Genomic DNA, 14,000 nt, shown 5'->3' on the forward strand with positions numbered 1-14,000 from the left:
GTTTTGCGCGATTCGACGCGGGAATACCACGCAGAGCGGGCCCCACAACGAAAGGGCAGGGGTGTCAGGCGACCGCCACGGGCTCCTTCTTAGCTGCATCCTTGCGGATGGTGGCACTAATGACAGCGGCCACCGTGCACATGGCGGCTGCGCCCAGCCAGGCGTAGTTGTAGTGCCCGGTGGCATCGCGGATGAACCCGGCCAGGAGTGCCGCAACGGCAGCCCCGAGCTGGTGGGCTGCGAACACCCAGCCGAACACCACAGACCCGTCGGCACCGAAAACCGAGCGGCAAATAGCGGCGGTGGGAGGCACGGTGGCTACCCAATCGAGCCCGTAGACCACCACGAAGATAATCATGCTCGGCTCAACCGACGAGCCCAGAAGCAGCGGCAACACCAGCAGACCGATCCCCCGGAACTGGTAATACACAGCCAGCAGCACTTTGGGGTTGAAGCGGTCCGTCAACCATCCGGACGCGATGGTCCCCACGATGTCGAAGATCCCGACGACGGCCAGCAAACCCGCCGCTGTGGTTTCAGGCATGCCGTGATCGTGTGCGGACGGAATGAAGTGCGTGCCGATCAGTCCATTGGTGGTAGCACCACAGATCGCGAAACCCGCAGCCAATGCCCAAAACGTCCGTACTTTACTCGCGCGTTTGAGGACCTGCAGTGCACGAATCGCGGCGTTGGGAGAATCCCCTGCCCCGGCACAGCAACCACAGCGGCGGGCTTGCCTAACGTCGCAGCGGTTGTTCCGGCGTCGGCGGCTGTAGCCTCAGGTTTCTCGGCGGCAGCTTCAGCCGCTGCGGCTTCCTCGGCACCGTAAGGCAACACCCCGACGTCGGCAGGTGAGTTCCGCAGCCAACGCAGCACCAGCGGGACTACTGCGAGCGCACCTGCCGCGATGAGCAAGGATGCACCGCGCCAGCCCGGGTTTTGGGCAAGGGCCGCGATAAAGGGCAGGAATACCAACTGGCCGGCTGCACTACCGGCCGTCAGGATGCCGATCACCAGGCCACGGCTTTTGGCGAACCAGGTGTTGGCGATGGTGGCGGCGAAGACAAGGGCCATGGAACCGGTGCCCAGTCCGATCAGCAGGCCCCAGGTGAGCAGGATCTGCCAGGACTGGTTGACGAAGACCGTCAGGGCGGAGCCGAGCCCGATGAGGCAGAGAGCCAGCGAGGTGACCTTCCGGATACCGAAGCGCTCCATTAGGGCCGCGGCGAACGGAGCCGTCAAGCCGAACAGGACCAGGTTGATGCTTACGGCCAGGGACAGGACCGTGGTGGACCAGCCGAATTCCTCCTGCAGCGGGACCATGAGGACGCCGGGCGCCGCACGGAATCCGGCGGCTCCAACCAGCGCCAGGAAGGCAACCGCTGCAACGATCCAGGCGGGGTGGAGGCGTCGGCGCCTACCCGCCTTTCCCGTGGGGGTCCGTGTTTCTTCGGGCGGGGTCCCTGTGACGTCGGGAGCGGTCATGCGGGGATCTCCGTACCAGGGGAAGCTGTAGTTCGGGTTCCAGCTGTGTTTCGGGTTTCAAGGGGTGCGACGGCGAGCGGAAGTGGATGGTCACTGCGTTTGAAGCTGTGCCAGCTGGTGTTGGCTGCGGTCAGCCGGGCGCCACAGCTGGTGCAGGTATCGGCGGACATGGTGGCTTGACCGCAGTCAGTGTGGATGACCTTCATGTGGGGCACCTCGTTGGGAGCGTCCAGGTGTTTCTCAGCCCAGATGATGATGGCGTTGAGCACGGGAAGCGTGTCCTCTCCCTTGGGGGTGAGGACGTATTCCTGCCGTGTGCGGGCGCCGTCCTGATAGGGGCGTTGGGCGAGCAGCCCAGCGTCCAGAAGCCATCCCAGGCGTTTACTGAGGACGTTGTCGGCTACTTCGAGGCGTTGCTTGATCGCATCGAAGCGGCCGTTGCCGAAGAAGATCTCGCGGAGGACCAGGCTCCCCCAGGGGTCGCCGAGGACATCCAACCCACGGGCAAGGCTGCACGTGCGCGCAGACCAGTCAGAACGAAGAGGCATGCGCACAAAATTAGCTGACTTCGCTAAAGAAAGCTAGGTGTTGCGCAGGCGAAAAGATCCGGCTCTTGTTCCTCACTTCCCCGGTGAGAGTGCGAACAAGAGCCGGATTCGAAGGACGGGCAGCGAAGGACTATCTGATTTTGGCGAAGGCCTGTTCCAGGTCTGCGATCAGGTCCTCCGCTTCCTCGATGCCGCAGGAAAGGCGCAAAAGGTTGACCGGAACAGCCAACTCGGTGCCCTTCACCGAAGCGTGGGTCATCTCCGAGGGGTAGTTCATGAGGGACTCGATGCCGCCCAGGGACTCTGCCAGAGTGAACACCGAGGTGGATTCGGCGACCATACGGGCAGCCGCTTCGCCGCCCTTGAACTGTACGGACACCATGCCGCCGAACTTCTTCATCTGCTTGGCAGCGAGCTCATGACCTGGGTGATCCGGGAGGCCCGGGTAAAGGACGGCTTCAACCTCGGGACGCTGCAGCAACCATTCGGCCACAGCCTGGCCATTCTCACTGTGACGGTCCATGCGAACACCCAGCGTTTTCAAACCGCGGGTAGTCAGGAAGGCATCCATCGGGCCGGACACCGCACCCACCGCAAACTGAACGAACCCGATCTTCTCGGCAAGATCCGCGTCCTTGACCACAACGGCGCCGCCAACAACGTCGGAGTGGCCCCCGATGTACTTGGTGGTGGAGTGCACCACAACATCGGCCCCCAGGGCGAGCGGGGTCTGCAAGTAGGGCGACGCGAAGGTGTTATCCACCACAAGGAGGGCACCGGCGTCGTGCGCTACTGCGGCGAGCGCCTCGATGTCCGTGATTTTCATCATCGGGTTGGACGGCGTCTCCACCCACACCAGGCGCGTCTTGTTGGCAGCAACAGCAGCAGCAACGGCATCGAGATCGGCCATGTCCACCGGGGTGTTGCCGATGCCCCAGTCCCCCAGCACGCGGTTGATCAGGCGATAGGTGCCACCGTAGGCATCATTGCCCAGCACAATGTGGTCCCCCGGCCGGGCAAGCGCCCGGATCAGTGAATCCTCCGCTGCCAGCCCCGAGCCGAAGGAAAACGCAGCCGTGCCACCTTCAAGGGCGGCGAGTTGCTCTTGGAGGGCGTCGCGGGTGGGGTTGCCTCCACGGCCGTATTCGTATCCTGAACGGAGGTTGCCGATCCCGTCCTGGGCGTACGTGGTGCTGAAGTGCAGTGGCGGCACAACAGCGCCGGTCACCGGTTCGAAAGCCTGTCCAGCGTGGACGGCGCGCGTGTTGAACCCGGCGTTGTTGATGGCAGACATTGAAGCTCCTCTAGTTTCGTTCAGGGATTGCAGTGGAATCGGCGCGGGGCGCTCAGTTGCTCAAGTAGGCCAGGAGGTCGTGCCGGGTCAGGATTCCCACGGGGGCTCCCGCGAAGGTCACCATCAGGGTATCGACGTCGGACAGCAGCTCCCGGGCGGCGGAAAGGGTCTCCAAGGAGCCGATCACGGGCAGGCGCTCGCCCATGTGTTCGGAGACCTTGTCAGCCAGCTTGGCTTCGCCGCGGAACAGTTTTGTGGTGAGGCTGCGCTCATCAACTGCCCCGAGGACCTCGCCCATCACCACCGGGGGTTCCTGTGAAAGAACCGGTATGTGGGATACGCCGAACTCGTTCATGATGTTGATGACATCGCGGACCGTTTCGTTCGGGTGGATGTGGACCAGGTCCGGCATCTCTCCCGTCTTGGATTTGAGCACCTCGCCCACGGAAGCTTCCTCGCCGCCGGCCAGGAAGCCGTAGGAACGCATCCACTGATCGTTGAAGATCTTGGCAAGGTAGCCACGGCCCGAGTCCGGGAGGATCACCACAACCACGGCGGACTCGTCCAGGTCCTTGGCTGCGTGCAACGCCGCAACGACGGCCATGCCGGAGGAACCGCCCACCAGCAGGCCCTCCTCGCGGGCGAGGCGGCGGGTCATGGAGAAGGAGTCAGCGTCGGATACGGCAATCACGTCATCCGGCACCGCGGGATCGTAGTTGCCGGGCCACATGTCCTCGCCCACGCCCTCCACGAAGTACGGCCGGCCGGTTCCGCCTGAGTAGACCGAGCCTTCCGGGTCCGCCCCAATGACCTTGACCTGGCCGCCGTCGGAATCCGCGCGGTCCGCCGAGACCTGCTTAAGGTAGCGGCCCGTACCGGTGATGGTGCCGCCGGTTCCGGCGCCAATGACCACGTGAGTGACCCGGCCGTCCGTGTCCCGCCAGATTTCCGGGCCTGTGGTCTCGAAGTGGCTGCCAGGGGCGGCGGGATTGGAGAACTGGTCCGGTTTGAAGGCGCCTGGGATCTCCTTGACCAGACGGTCGGAGACGCCGTAGTAGCTCTGCGGGCTGTCAGGTGCTACCGCGGTGGGCGTCACCACCACTTCGGCCCCGTACGCCCTCAGCACGGCCCGCTTGTCCTCGCCCACCTTATCCGGCACCACAAAGACGCACTTGTAACCCTTTTGCTGGGCGACAAGCGCCAGTCCCACCCCGGTGTTGCCCGACGTCGGCTCAACGATGGTTCCGCCCGGCTTGAGCCGGCCGTCCTTTTCCGCGTCTTCGATCATCTTCACGGCGATCCGGTCCTTGATGGATCCGCCGGGATTGATGTATTCGAGCTTCACCAGGACGGTGGCCCTGATTCCCTCGGTGACGTGGTTGAGCTTGATGAGCGGCGTATTGCCGATGAGGTCCAACACGGACTGGGCATACTTCATAGATACAAAGTTACCGTCTGGTTGCTAAGGGGCTGGACCCGGCGCCGTCAGCGATCATGCGCCGGCAGAGGTGTCGTTCTGCCATACGCCCAAAACGTTGCCTTCGGTGTCCTTGAAGTAGGCATACCAGCCCATGGCGGGCATGGCCTCCTTGGCTTGGACCACACTGCCGCCAGCAGATTCCACCTGCTTGAGCGCGGCATCGATGTCCTCTACATCCAGCGTGAGGACGGGTGTCTTCAGGGCATCGGTCCGTGGGAACAGTGCGCCGTTGATGGCACCGGGCTCTTTTGGCGCGCCTGTCTGTTCATCGGAAGGTGCTGTGATGGCGATCGTATAGTCCATCCCCTGCATGGGACTCAGGTTCCAGCCGAAGGCACTCTGGTAGAAGGTGTTGGCCCGGTCTTGATTGTCCGTAGGAATCTCGAAATGCACAATGGCGGCCATGATTCGCGCTCCTTGTTCCGTGGATTTGTGATGGTTCATGGCGCGGCGCATCCTCGCCACATCACGGAGTCTAGCCCTGGCCGGCTGCTGCTGTAAGGGGATACTTCAGGGGGTTACCGTCAGCAGATTGTCAGTCGATCGTGGGACCATAAATATATGACCATCGCAGACGCCCCGCCTATTGTCGCGGCCGCGGCAGATGCGGCCGTCCGGTGGTATCCGGGCAGTTCCTTCCGTTTGGACCACACCATGTTTCCGCTCATGCGCGGCAAGGCGGATCCGTCCTTCGCAACGCATTCCAGCGGATTTTGGATGGCGTTCACCGCACCCTCCGGCCCAGTGACGCTGCGCCTCTCGGGAGGTGGGCTGGGGACCGAATCCTTCGTGGACGCACAGGCCTGGGGGCCCGGGGCGGAGGACGCCGTGGCCGCTGTGCCCAGGTTGCTGGGCGCCGACGACGATTGGTCGGCCTTCGACGAGCCCGCCTTCCATGCCACCCTCCCGCGCTTGGTCACAGAATCCCGACGCCGGAACCTGGCTCTGCGGCTGCCCTCCACCGGGCGGATGGTGGACGCACTGGTGCCCGCCGTCCTGGAACAAAAGGTCACCTCTTTGGAGGCACGGCGCGGGTACCGGTATTTGATGTACCGCTACGGAACGCCTGCCCCGGGTAAGGCTCCTGCCGGGCTTCTGGTCCCTCCTACCGCCAGGCAGTGGCTGGCCATCCCTTCGTGGGAGTGGCACAAAGCCGGTGTTGGACCACAGCGCTCGGCAACTGTCATGCGGGCGCTGCAGTCCGCCGTCGCGCTTGAACGTCTTGCCGGGCTGGACGCGGCGAAAGCCGGCGCCAAGCTGCAGACCATACCGGGCATCGGCATTTGGACCGCAGCAGAAGTAGTTCAACGAACCCACGGCTGCCCGGACTCGATTTCCGTAGGCGACTACCACCTGGCTGCTTACGTCGGGTACGCCCTGACAGGACAAAAAACAGACGACGCAGGCATGATCCAACTCTTGGAGCCGTGGCGCGGACACAGGCAGCGACTGGTCCGGATGCTGTACCTCAGCGGCTTCCGCAAGCCCACGTTCGGGCCCCGGATGACCGTTCAGGATCACCGCGGACACTGAGCTTTCATTGCGGACCGAAGGTGTCCGCAGGGGCATGGACGGCCTCTCCGGGCGGGTATACGGTGGCGCTTAGGAGCCATCACCAGCCGTCCCTGGAGTGACCGTGATCCACACCAACAAGCTCACCAAGACCTTCACCGTGAAGAAGGAAACCGTCGAGGCCGTGAAGGGCGTGGACATTGACGTCGCCCCCGGCGAACTGGTTGCTTTCCTGGGCCCCAACGGCGCCGGCAAATCCACAACCCTGCGGATGCTCACCACGCTGTTGAGACCCACGTCCGGCTCCGCCACCGTAGCTGGGGTTGATGTGGACAAGGATCCTGCGGGCGTCCGTGCCCGGATCGGGTACATCGGACAAGGCAACGGGGGCGGGCACAGCTACCGGGTGATCGACGAATTGATCATGCAAGGCCGCTTCTACGGAATGAACACCACAGACGCCAAAGCCCGCGCCGAATCTCTCATGGCTTCCCTGGACCTCAGCGAACTCGCCAAGCGCACGGTCATCAAACTTTCCGGCGGGCAACGGCGACGCATGGACGTTGCCCTCGGGCTGATGCACTCGCCCGGCTTGCTGTTCCTCGATGAGCCGTCCACAGGCATGGATCCCCAGAACCGCGCCAACCTCTGGGAGCACATCATGCGGATGCGCGAGGAACACGGGACCACCATCGTACTGACTACCCACTACATGGATGAGGCCGATTCGATGTCCGAGCGCGTCATTGTGATCGACCACGGAACCATCATCGCCGACGACACCGCTTCACGGCTCAAAGCGAATCTTGCCGGGGACCTCCTGGCAGTGGAGGTCGCCGCCGGTGCCGCGTCCGAGGTGCGGGGGCTGCTGGGCCGCGCTGCCGCCGAAGGCGACATGGAGGAAAACGCGTACGACGGCGTAGTCCGCTTCCGGCTTCGGCTGGCCCACGGTGCCCGGCTTGCGCCGGGGTTGCTGAAGGAAATGCACGACGCCGGCGCTCCCGCCCAGTCCCTGGAGTTGAAACCGCCAACGCTGGACGACGTTTTCCTGGAACTGACCGGCCGCAGCCTGCGGGAAGGAGCTGAAGTCTGATGATTGAACAAGCCGTTGCCCCGGGTGTGACTCTCCAGAAGCGGGGGCCGCGCAGCGTTGTGACGGACACGTGGTTTGTGTTCTGGCGTGAGATGTTGCTGCCGCTGCGGGATCCGTTCTCGCTGATTTTCTCCCTCATCCAACCCCTGGTGTTCCTCGGGTTGTTCGGGCCACTGCTGGGTGCGGCCGTGGGGGCTCCAGCCTTCGGTGGCCAGTCCACGCTTCAATGGTTCCTTCCCGGGGTGGTGGTGATGATTGCCTTGTTCGGCACCTCCATGACCGGTTCCAACCTGCAGTACGAACTCATGACCGGTTCCTATGAGCGGATTCTTGCCACGCCGCTCTCGCGGTCCTCCCTGATGATTGGCCGGGCGTTGAAGGAGTGGGCTCCCTTGGTACTGCAGGGCTTGCTGATCGCCGTGGTCTGCATCCCCTTCGGCTTCGTTTTCTACCCCATGCACGTGGTGTTGGGTTTGGTCATTCTGGGCATCTTCGGCATCGGGCTGGGCGCTTTGTCCTATTCGCTGGCCTTGGTTTCGCAGAACAAGGAATGGATCTTCTGGGGCGTGCAGCAAACCCTGCTGTTCCCGCTGATGATCCTCTCCGGAATCATGCTGCCCATTGAGGCCGGTCCGGGGTGGATGAAGGTGGCCAGCCTGTTCAATCCACTGACCTACCTGGTCAATGCTGAACGTGAGTTGTTTGCCGGACGTATCGGTACGGACACCATGTGGGGGCTCGTGGCCGCTGTGGTGACGGCCGCCGTCGGGCTTGCGGTGGGAATCCGGACCATCAAGCGCAATACCAACTAACTACCTGCCTTGCGCTTGGAGATGTAGCCGGGAAATCGCGTCCTGCCGCATGTCCACCTTCCGCACCTTGCCGGAGACCGTCATGGGGAAGGATTCGCGGACGTCGATGTAGCGCGGGATCTTGTAGTGGGCCAGTTTGCCGCGACAGTACTCGGCAATGTCCTGGACCGTCAGCGCGGCAACACCGGGTTTGAGGATGATGCAGGCCATGAGCTCTTCTCCGTATTTCCGGTCCGGGACGCCGATGACCTGAACATCCTGGATGGACGGGTGGAGGTACAGGAATTCCTCGATCTCGCGGGGGTAGATATTCTCGCCGCCACGGATCACCATGTCCTTGATGCGGCCCTCGATCACCAGGTAGCCATCCTCGTCCATGCGGGCCAGGTCACCGGTGTGCATCCAGCCATCAGCGTCGATTGCCTCCGCGGTTTTGTCCGGCTGGCCCCAGTAACCCTTCATCACCGAGTAACCCCGCGTGCAGAGCTCGCCGATCACGCCACGCTCCACCACTTCCCCGGAACCCGGGTCGATGATGCGGCTCTCCAGGTGCGGCATTGTCCGGCCTACCGTGCTGGTCCGCTGCTCCAGCGTGTCCCCCGGGCGGGTCATGGTGGACACGGGCGAGGTCTCGGTCATGCCGTAGCAAATGGCAACATCCACCATGTGCATCTCATCGATCACCCGGCGCATCACTTCGATGGGACACAAGGAGCCTGCCATCACTCCTGTCCGCAACGTGGAGAGATCGTAGGAGGTGAAGTCCTCCAGCGCGAGCTCGGCGATGAACATGGTGGGCACTCCGTACAAGGAAGTCCCGCCGAAGTCCTGCACGGCTTCCAACGCCGCCGATGCATTGAACCCGCGTCCTGGAATGATGGTGGCCGCGCCGAAGCTCAGGGCATTCAGGTTTCCGATCACCATGCCGAAGCAGTGATAAAACGGCACGGGAATCACCACCCGGTCATGCTCGGTGTAGTTCAGGAGCCGGCCGATCGAGTGCCCGTTGTTGAGGATGTTGTGGTGCGTCAACGTGGCGCCCTTGGGGAATCCCGTGGTGCCTGAGGTGTATTGCAGGTTGATGGGATCGTGAGGGTCCAGTTCCGCCATGCGTTCACGCAGTGCTGAAGGCCCGACGCCGTCTGCCCGGGTCAGGAGTTGGCTGTACGTGAGTTCGTGGTTGGCTACGGGGACGCCCACAGTGAGTCCCAGTTCCGGCGCTCCCGGAAGGAAAACGATCTCCCGGAGCTCGGGACAGTTGCCGGCCGCATCCCTGGCCATGCCCACATAGTCGCTGTTCTTGTCGCTTGGTGCGGCCACCAGCATTCTCATGCCGTTCTGTTTCACCACGAACTCCAGCTCGTGGCTGCGATACGCCGGGTTAACATTGACCAGCACGGCGCCAATCTTTGCTGTGGCGTATTGAAGGATGGTCCACTCTGCGCAGTTGGGACTCCAAATGCCGATCCTTTCACCTTTGCCCACGTCCATGGCGAGCAGTGCGCGGGCGAGGTGATCGACGTCGTCGTTCAACTTTTGGTAGCTCCACCGGCGAGCATCGCCGCCTGGTGTTGCAGCGGCCTCGATCAGCGCATCCCGCAAGGGGAACTGCGCCGCGACGCGCTCAAAATTGGCACCAATGGTCTCTTCGAGCAGCGGGACGGCAGTGTCTCCGGCGGTATAGGACAACATGACGGAACGCTACCAAGGGACTGCCCGCAACAGAACCGTAACCACCTCCAGCGGCGGCGTGTCCTGCCGGTAGGGTTGGAACCATGAGTGCACCCATTGACCTGCAGGCCACGTTCATCCCCAACGAAGGCGAGTTCTTCCGCGTGAAGCTCGCTTTGGAAATCGCGATCGACGAGGTCGTCAACGAGCCCGGCTGCATCCGTTACGAACTGACCGAAGCGACCGAGGAAAAGCTCGTCCTGACCGAGCGTTGGGAATCCGAAGAGCTTCTGGAGAAGCACTCCAAGGGCATCGCCGTCCAGGACCTCAACGAATCCCTCAGCGCTCTGCTTGCCGAGCCGGTCAAGCTCGAACGGCTGTAATCGCCGCAAAACTGCGAGAACGCCTTAAAGCATCGATGTCGCCGGAATTTTCCGGCGACCTCGATGCTTTCCGGCGGCATCGATGTTTCGAAGCCGCCGATGAGTCTTAGTTTTCCTGAGCCTCGGCACGTGCCTTGGCGACGTGCGCGTGGACCTCTTCCATGTCCAGCCCCTTCACGGCCTCGATGACCTGCTCAAGCTGCGGGCCGTTCAGGGCACCCGGCTGCGAGAAGACCAGAACCTTTTCGCGGAAAGCCATGAGCGTGGGGATGGACGTGATCCCGGCCTCGGCGGCAAGCTGCTGCTCAGCCTCGGTGTCTACCTTCGCGAACACCACGTCAGTGTGCTTCTCAGAAGCAGCCCCGTACGTGGGGGCAAACTGACGGCACGGGGCACACCAAGATGCCCAAAAATCCACCAGGACAATGTCATTGTCCTCAATGGTCGATGCGAACTGTTCTCCAGTGATGTCAACTGTAGCCATGCTTCCACGGTACGCGACCCCGCCCGCGAAGTCCCGCGGAGGGGCTCCCTGTTCGCTGTCTGCGTCACCGGGAATAAACGCCGAGAGGGAAGTTTTAAAGCAAGCCTTGTCCCGGATTGAACAAGTGTTTAGTCTTTGAAACATGCGTTCAAACGCAGAGGATTTGACCACCCGGGCCCGGATCCGCGACGCCGCCATTGGGATCTTCGGCCGCGATGGTTTCGCCCGCGCAACTATCAGGTCAGTTGCCTCTGCCGCAGGGGTCAGTCCAGGCCTGGTCATCCACCACTTCGGCAGCAAAACCGGGCTTCGTGATGCCTGTGATCAGCATGTCCTTGCGCAAACAGCCACCCAGGGCCGCGAAAAAACCGATCCGGTCTCCACGCGGCAGCTGATCCAGGACTACATGAACCACCCCGACCAATACTCCGACGAAATCACCTACATCCGACGCACCCTCAGCGACGAATCCGAGGCCGGCGACGCCTTCTTCGACGCCGTCGTGAAGCAAACGCAGGACATCATCCACGCCGGGATAGCGGCGGGAACCATCAGGGCGTTCGACGACGTCCGGTCCACCGCCGTCGTGATCGCCTCCAACAGCCTCTCAATCCTCATGCTGGGCCGGCACCTCTCACGGACGCTGGGACTGGTGGACCCTGAACCGCACGGCATCGGCCCCGACCTTCTCCGGCAACTGACCCTGCCCGCCCTGGAGATTTACACGCACGGCTTCTACACCGATGCGCGTTTCCTGTATGCGGCCCGCGACGCCCTTGAACAAGAAACCAGCAACCACGGAAAGGAGCATGCCCCGTGACCCAGGCAATCGTCGTCGAGGGTTTACGCAAAAAGTTCGGTCACCGCGAAGTCCTGCACGGACTCGATTTCGCGGTTGACCGCGGGACAGTCTTCGGCGTCATTGGCCCGAACGGCGCAGGCAAGACCACCACCATGCGCTGCCTGCTGGATATTATTCGGCCCAGCGCGGGGTCCATTTCCGTTTTGGGAGAAGATCCGCGTTCTGCCGGCACTGCCCTCCGCCGCCGGATCGGCTACCTCCCCGGCGAGCTTCACTTGGAAAACAGGACCACGGGGCGCCGCATGCTGGAGCACTTCGCGGCGATCAGCGGCCCGGTGGACCCCAAGCATGTCAACGAACTCGCCGAGCGGCTGAACCTTGATCTGGATCGACAGACCCGGAAACTCTCCAAAGGCAACAAGCAAAAGCTGGGGCTGCTTCAGGCCTTCATGCATAAGCCCGAACTCCTGGTGCTGGACGAACCCACCAGCGGCCTGGATCCCCTGGTCCAACAGGTGTTCCATGCGATGGTCCGCGAGGCAGTGGATGGCGGCGCAACTGTGTTCCTCAGTTCGCACGTTCTCAGCGAAGTGCAGCAGGCCGCCGACGCCGTCGCCATCCTCCGCGACGGCGGCATCGTGACCGTTTCCACCGTGGAAGCGCTCCGGACTGCAGCAGTCCGGCAGGTACGGTTCACCAGCACCGAAACGGAAGCGCACGACGTCGGCGCGCTGCTGGCCCGGGTGCCAGGCGTCGCCAATATGGTGGTGGGGGAGCTCAAGGCCGACGGTCACACATCCGGAACAGTTGAGGCCACGGCGATGCTGTCCGGCCACGTTCAGCCCTTGGTTCAGGCGCTGGCCAGGTTGAACTTGACGGACCTGGTCCTCGAAGAACCGGACCTGGAGGAAGCTGTGCTCACTCTATACACAGCCCAAACTCCTCAGCCGGGCCAGTCTTCTCAGCCGGGCCAGTCTCCGGGGCTTGGCCAACCTCCGGGGCTTGGAAATGGTCAAACACAGGGCCGGCACGTGGAAGGAGCACACCGTGCCTAGAATCCTCCCCTTGTTCACCAAGGCCCTGACTGACTCATGGCGTTCAACGCTTGCTTGGGCAGTTGGTTTGTCGGCGGCATGCATGCTGTACCTGCCGCTCTATCCCTCGATTGGAGGCAGTGCGCAGATGCAGGACCTGATCAATGCGCTTCCTCCTGAGATGACCAAAGCCCTGAACTACGATCAAATCGCTTCGGGACCCGGCTACACCCAGGCCACCATGTTCGGGTTGATCGGATTCCTGCTGATGTCCATGGCCTCCATCGGCTGGGGTGCCGCGGCCGTAGGGGGCGACGAGGAATCCGGCTTGCTGGAACTGACGCTTGCCCACAGTGTTACCCGGGTGCAGATAGTCCTTGAACGCGCCTTGGCAATCGTGGTTCGCATTGCGTTGCTTTCGGTCCTTGTTTTTCTGTTGGTGCTGGGACTGAACGGGCCCTCGCAACTGGGCATCGACGTCGGACATCTCGCAGGTGCGGTACTGCTGTTCGCAGCCCTGGCACTTCTCAGCGGGACCGCCGCGCTCTTCGCCGGGGCACTGAGCGGCCGGAAAGTCTACGGGATCGCCGCCGGTGCCGCCGTAGCTGTTCTTGGTTATGTGTTCAACGCCGTGGGACGGCAAAGTCCCGACGTCCAGTGGTTGCTGAACCTTTCGCCGTACCACTGGGCGTACGGTAACTCCCCTGTAGCCAACGGCGCAGACTGGGGAGCTGCCGCGGGCTTGTACGGCATTTCGGCGGGGCTAATTGTGCTGGGCGCAGTCGCGCTGCAGCGACGCGATGTGGGGGTTTAGCTCCAGACGTGCGGCGCTGGCCGCCGCGATCCGGGAAGGGCATTGTTTTCCCGCCATTCGTGGATCCATTCGGGCAACTCAAGGTCAGCCGGTGGCGCTCCGAACTCAGCGATGATTTCTTCCTGCGTAACTGGCTTACCCTTACAGACCAAGCGGGTGGCGATGTGCGCCCGCGCATAGATTTCACCGTCTACTACCATGCGCTGTTCAAAATAGATGGCCTTCGTGTCCAGGCCAATGATGCGGGTTTCGATGGTGTATTGCTGCCAGAGTTGAAGAGATTTGCGAAAGGCGATGGTTTCACCGGCTGCCACCGGGCTCCAACCCCGCTTGCGCATTCTTGTCCAGATGCCGCTGCGGACCATGAGGTCGAAACGGCCGAGGTCCATCAACGAGAAATACATGCCGTTGTTGACGTGCATCGCGATGTCGATGTCAGTGGGCAGAACCCGTAGGGGCAGCGACGATTCTTCCCAAACGCCGAGCGGCGAGCGCTTGGAGGACGTGAACAGCAACATGAGGGTGCGAAGAAGCAGATGCATAACTCAATGTTACCCGCCAGTAACTTGTTGGGGAATGCATGGACCG

The 14,000-nt window shown here is 62.6% G+C and carries 14 protein-coding genes and 1 pseudogene; 7 read left to right on the top strand and 8 right to left on the bottom strand.

The window, feature by feature from the left end; all coding sequences use genetic code 11:
* Positions 1–64 precede the first annotated feature (64 nt).
* From ACZ5J0_RS14315 to ACZ5J0_RS14335, 5 genes and pseudogenes are all read right to left on the bottom strand, one after another.
* Positions 65–1,485 (bottom strand): annotated as a pseudogene (locus tag ACZ5J0_RS14315) (MFS transporter).
* Positions 1,482–2,033, bottom strand: coding sequence for a winged helix-turn-helix transcriptional regulator (locus ACZ5J0_RS14320; RefSeq protein WP_464093334.1), 552 nt, complete (start codon positions 2,031–2,033; stop codon positions 1,482–1,484). Before ACZ5J0_RS14320 ends, ACZ5J0_RS14315 begins: the two are co-directional and overlap by 4 nt.
* Before the next feature lie 130 nt (positions 2,034–2,163).
* A complete protein-coding gene (locus tag ACZ5J0_RS14325) occupies positions 2,164–3,327 on the bottom strand; it encodes a cystathionine gamma-synthase (RefSeq protein WP_464093335.1) in 1,164 nt (387 codons plus the stop codon).
* Between the two features lie 52 nt (positions 3,328–3,379).
* The gene (locus ACZ5J0_RS14330) at positions 3,380–4,765 is read right to left on the bottom strand and encodes a cystathionine beta-synthase (protein WP_142938296.1); all 1,386 of its coding nucleotides are present in this window, start codon (positions 4,763–4,765) and stop codon (positions 3,380–3,382) included.
* A gap of 54 nt (positions 4,766–4,819) precedes the next feature.
* Positions 4,820–5,212: a VOC family protein gene (locus ACZ5J0_RS14335; protein WP_223942663.1), complete on the bottom strand. Its 393-nt coding sequence runs from the start codon at positions 5,210–5,212 to the stop codon at positions 4,820–4,822.
* A gap of 156 nt (positions 5,213–5,368) precedes the next feature.
* Here ACZ5J0_RS14335 and ACZ5J0_RS14340 point away from each other — a divergent pair, with 156 nt between their 5' ends.
* The 3 genes from ACZ5J0_RS14340 to ACZ5J0_RS14350 all read left to right on the top strand — a co-directional run bounded on the left by ACZ5J0_RS14340 (position 5,369) and on the right by ACZ5J0_RS14350 (position 8,224).
* Positions 5,369–6,340: a DNA-3-methyladenine glycosylase family protein gene (locus ACZ5J0_RS14340; protein ID WP_464093336.1), complete on the top strand. Its 972-nt coding sequence runs from the start codon at positions 5,369–5,371 to the stop codon at positions 6,338–6,340.
* 103 nt (positions 6,341–6,443) lie between these two features.
* Positions 6,444–7,412 carry an ATP-binding cassette domain-containing protein gene (locus tag ACZ5J0_RS14345; RefSeq protein ID WP_187697115.1) on the top strand — a complete coding sequence of 323 codons (969 nt, stop codon included), beginning with the start codon at positions 6,444–6,446 and terminating at the stop codon, positions 7,410–7,412.
* Positions 7,412–8,224, top strand: coding sequence for an ABC transporter permease (locus ACZ5J0_RS14350; protein ID WP_142938293.1), 813 nt, complete (start codon positions 7,412–7,414; stop codon positions 8,222–8,224). Before ACZ5J0_RS14345 ends, ACZ5J0_RS14350 begins: the two co-directional genes overlap by 1 nt.
* Here the strand turns inward: ACZ5J0_RS14350 and ACZ5J0_RS14355 are convergent, their stop codons facing one another.
* Positions 8,225–9,916, bottom strand: a complete 1,692-nt coding sequence (locus ACZ5J0_RS14355; protein WP_464093337.1) for an AMP-binding protein — start codon at positions 9,914–9,916, stop codon at positions 8,225–8,227.
* Between the two features lie 83 nt (positions 9,917–9,999).
* Here ACZ5J0_RS14355 and ACZ5J0_RS14360 point away from each other — a divergent pair, with 83 nt between their 5' ends.
* On the top strand, positions 10,000–10,278 hold the full coding sequence (locus ACZ5J0_RS14360) for a putative quinol monooxygenase (protein WP_011775682.1): 279 nt from the start codon (positions 10,000–10,002) through the stop codon (positions 10,276–10,278).
* Positions 10,279–10,384: 106 nt separating this feature from the next.
* Here ACZ5J0_RS14360 and ACZ5J0_RS14365 read toward each other — a convergent pair whose 3' ends face one another.
* Positions 10,385–10,762 (bottom strand): thioredoxin family protein, encoded by a 378-nt coding sequence (locus tag ACZ5J0_RS14365; RefSeq protein WP_142938291.1) that lies wholly within the window; start codon positions 10,760–10,762, stop codon positions 10,385–10,387.
* 142 nt (positions 10,763–10,904) lie between these two features.
* Here ACZ5J0_RS14365 and ACZ5J0_RS14370 point away from each other — a divergent pair, with 142 nt between their 5' ends.
* The 3 genes from ACZ5J0_RS14370 to ACZ5J0_RS14380 are packed head-to-tail and all read left to right on the top strand — an operon-like array spanning position 10,905 to position 13,412.
* Positions 10,905–11,582 (top strand): TetR/AcrR family transcriptional regulator, encoded by a 678-nt coding sequence (locus ACZ5J0_RS14370; RefSeq protein ID WP_464093338.1) that lies wholly within the window; start codon positions 10,905–10,907, stop codon positions 11,580–11,582.
* Positions 11,579–12,619, top strand: a complete 1,041-nt coding sequence (locus ACZ5J0_RS14375; RefSeq protein ID WP_464093339.1) for an ABC transporter ATP-binding protein — start codon at positions 11,579–11,581, stop codon at positions 12,617–12,619. The genes ACZ5J0_RS14370 and ACZ5J0_RS14375 overlap by 4 nt, the downstream gene beginning before the upstream one ends.
* Positions 12,612–13,412 carry an ABC transporter permease subunit gene (locus ACZ5J0_RS14380; protein WP_166839829.1) on the top strand — a complete coding sequence of 267 codons (801 nt, stop codon included), beginning with the start codon at positions 12,612–12,614 and terminating at the stop codon, positions 13,410–13,412. The genes ACZ5J0_RS14375 and ACZ5J0_RS14380 overlap by 8 nt, the downstream gene beginning before the upstream one ends.
* Here ACZ5J0_RS14380 and ACZ5J0_RS14385 read toward each other — a convergent pair.
* Entirely contained in the window at positions 13,409–13,954 is a 546-nt protein-coding gene (locus ACZ5J0_RS14385; protein ID WP_142938287.1) for an acyl-CoA thioesterase, read from the bottom strand. The genes ACZ5J0_RS14380 and ACZ5J0_RS14385 overlap by 4 nt on opposite strands.
* Positions 13,955–14,000: the final 46 nt, after the last annotated feature.

This window comes from Arthrobacter sp. DualSoilB13, from assembly GCF_055389195.1.

Coding starts and splice junctions, on each gene's coding strand:
- ACZ5J0_RS14320 (WP_464093334.1), bottom strand. CDS start 2,033: ATGCCTCTTCGTTCTGACTGGTCTGCGCGCACGTGCAGCCTTGCCCGT.
- ACZ5J0_RS14325 (WP_464093335.1), bottom strand. CDS start 3,327: ATGTCTGCCATCAACAACGCCGGGTTCAACACGCGCGCCGTCCACGCT.
- ACZ5J0_RS14330 (WP_142938296.1), bottom strand. CDS start 4,765: ATGAAGTATGCCCAGTCCGTGTTGGACCTCATCGGCAATACGCCGCTC.
- ACZ5J0_RS14335 (WP_223942663.1), bottom strand. CDS start 5,212: ATGGCCGCCATTGTGCATTTCGAGATTCCTACGGACAATCAAGACCGG.
- ACZ5J0_RS14340 (WP_464093336.1), top strand. CDS start 5,369: ATGACCATCGCAGACGCCCCGCCTATTGTCGCGGCCGCGGCAGATGCG.
- ACZ5J0_RS14350 (WP_142938293.1), top strand. CDS start 7,412: ATGATTGAACAAGCCGTTGCCCCGGGTGTGACTCTCCAGAAGCGGGGG.
- ACZ5J0_RS14355 (WP_464093337.1), bottom strand. CDS start 9,916: ATGTTGTCCTATACCGCCGGAGACACTGCCGTCCCGCTGCTCGAAGAG.
- ACZ5J0_RS14360 (WP_011775682.1), top strand. CDS start 10,000: ATGAGTGCACCCATTGACCTGCAGGCCACGTTCATCCCCAACGAAGGC.
- ACZ5J0_RS14365 (WP_142938291.1), bottom strand. CDS start 10,762: ATGGCTACAGTTGACATCACTGGAGAACAGTTCGCATCGACCATTGAG.
- ACZ5J0_RS14370 (WP_464093338.1), top strand. CDS start 10,905: ATGCGTTCAAACGCAGAGGATTTGACCACCCGGGCCCGGATCCGCGAC.
- ACZ5J0_RS14385 (WP_142938287.1), bottom strand. CDS start 13,954: ATGCATCTGCTTCTTCGCACCCTCATGTTGCTGTTCACGTCCTCCAAG.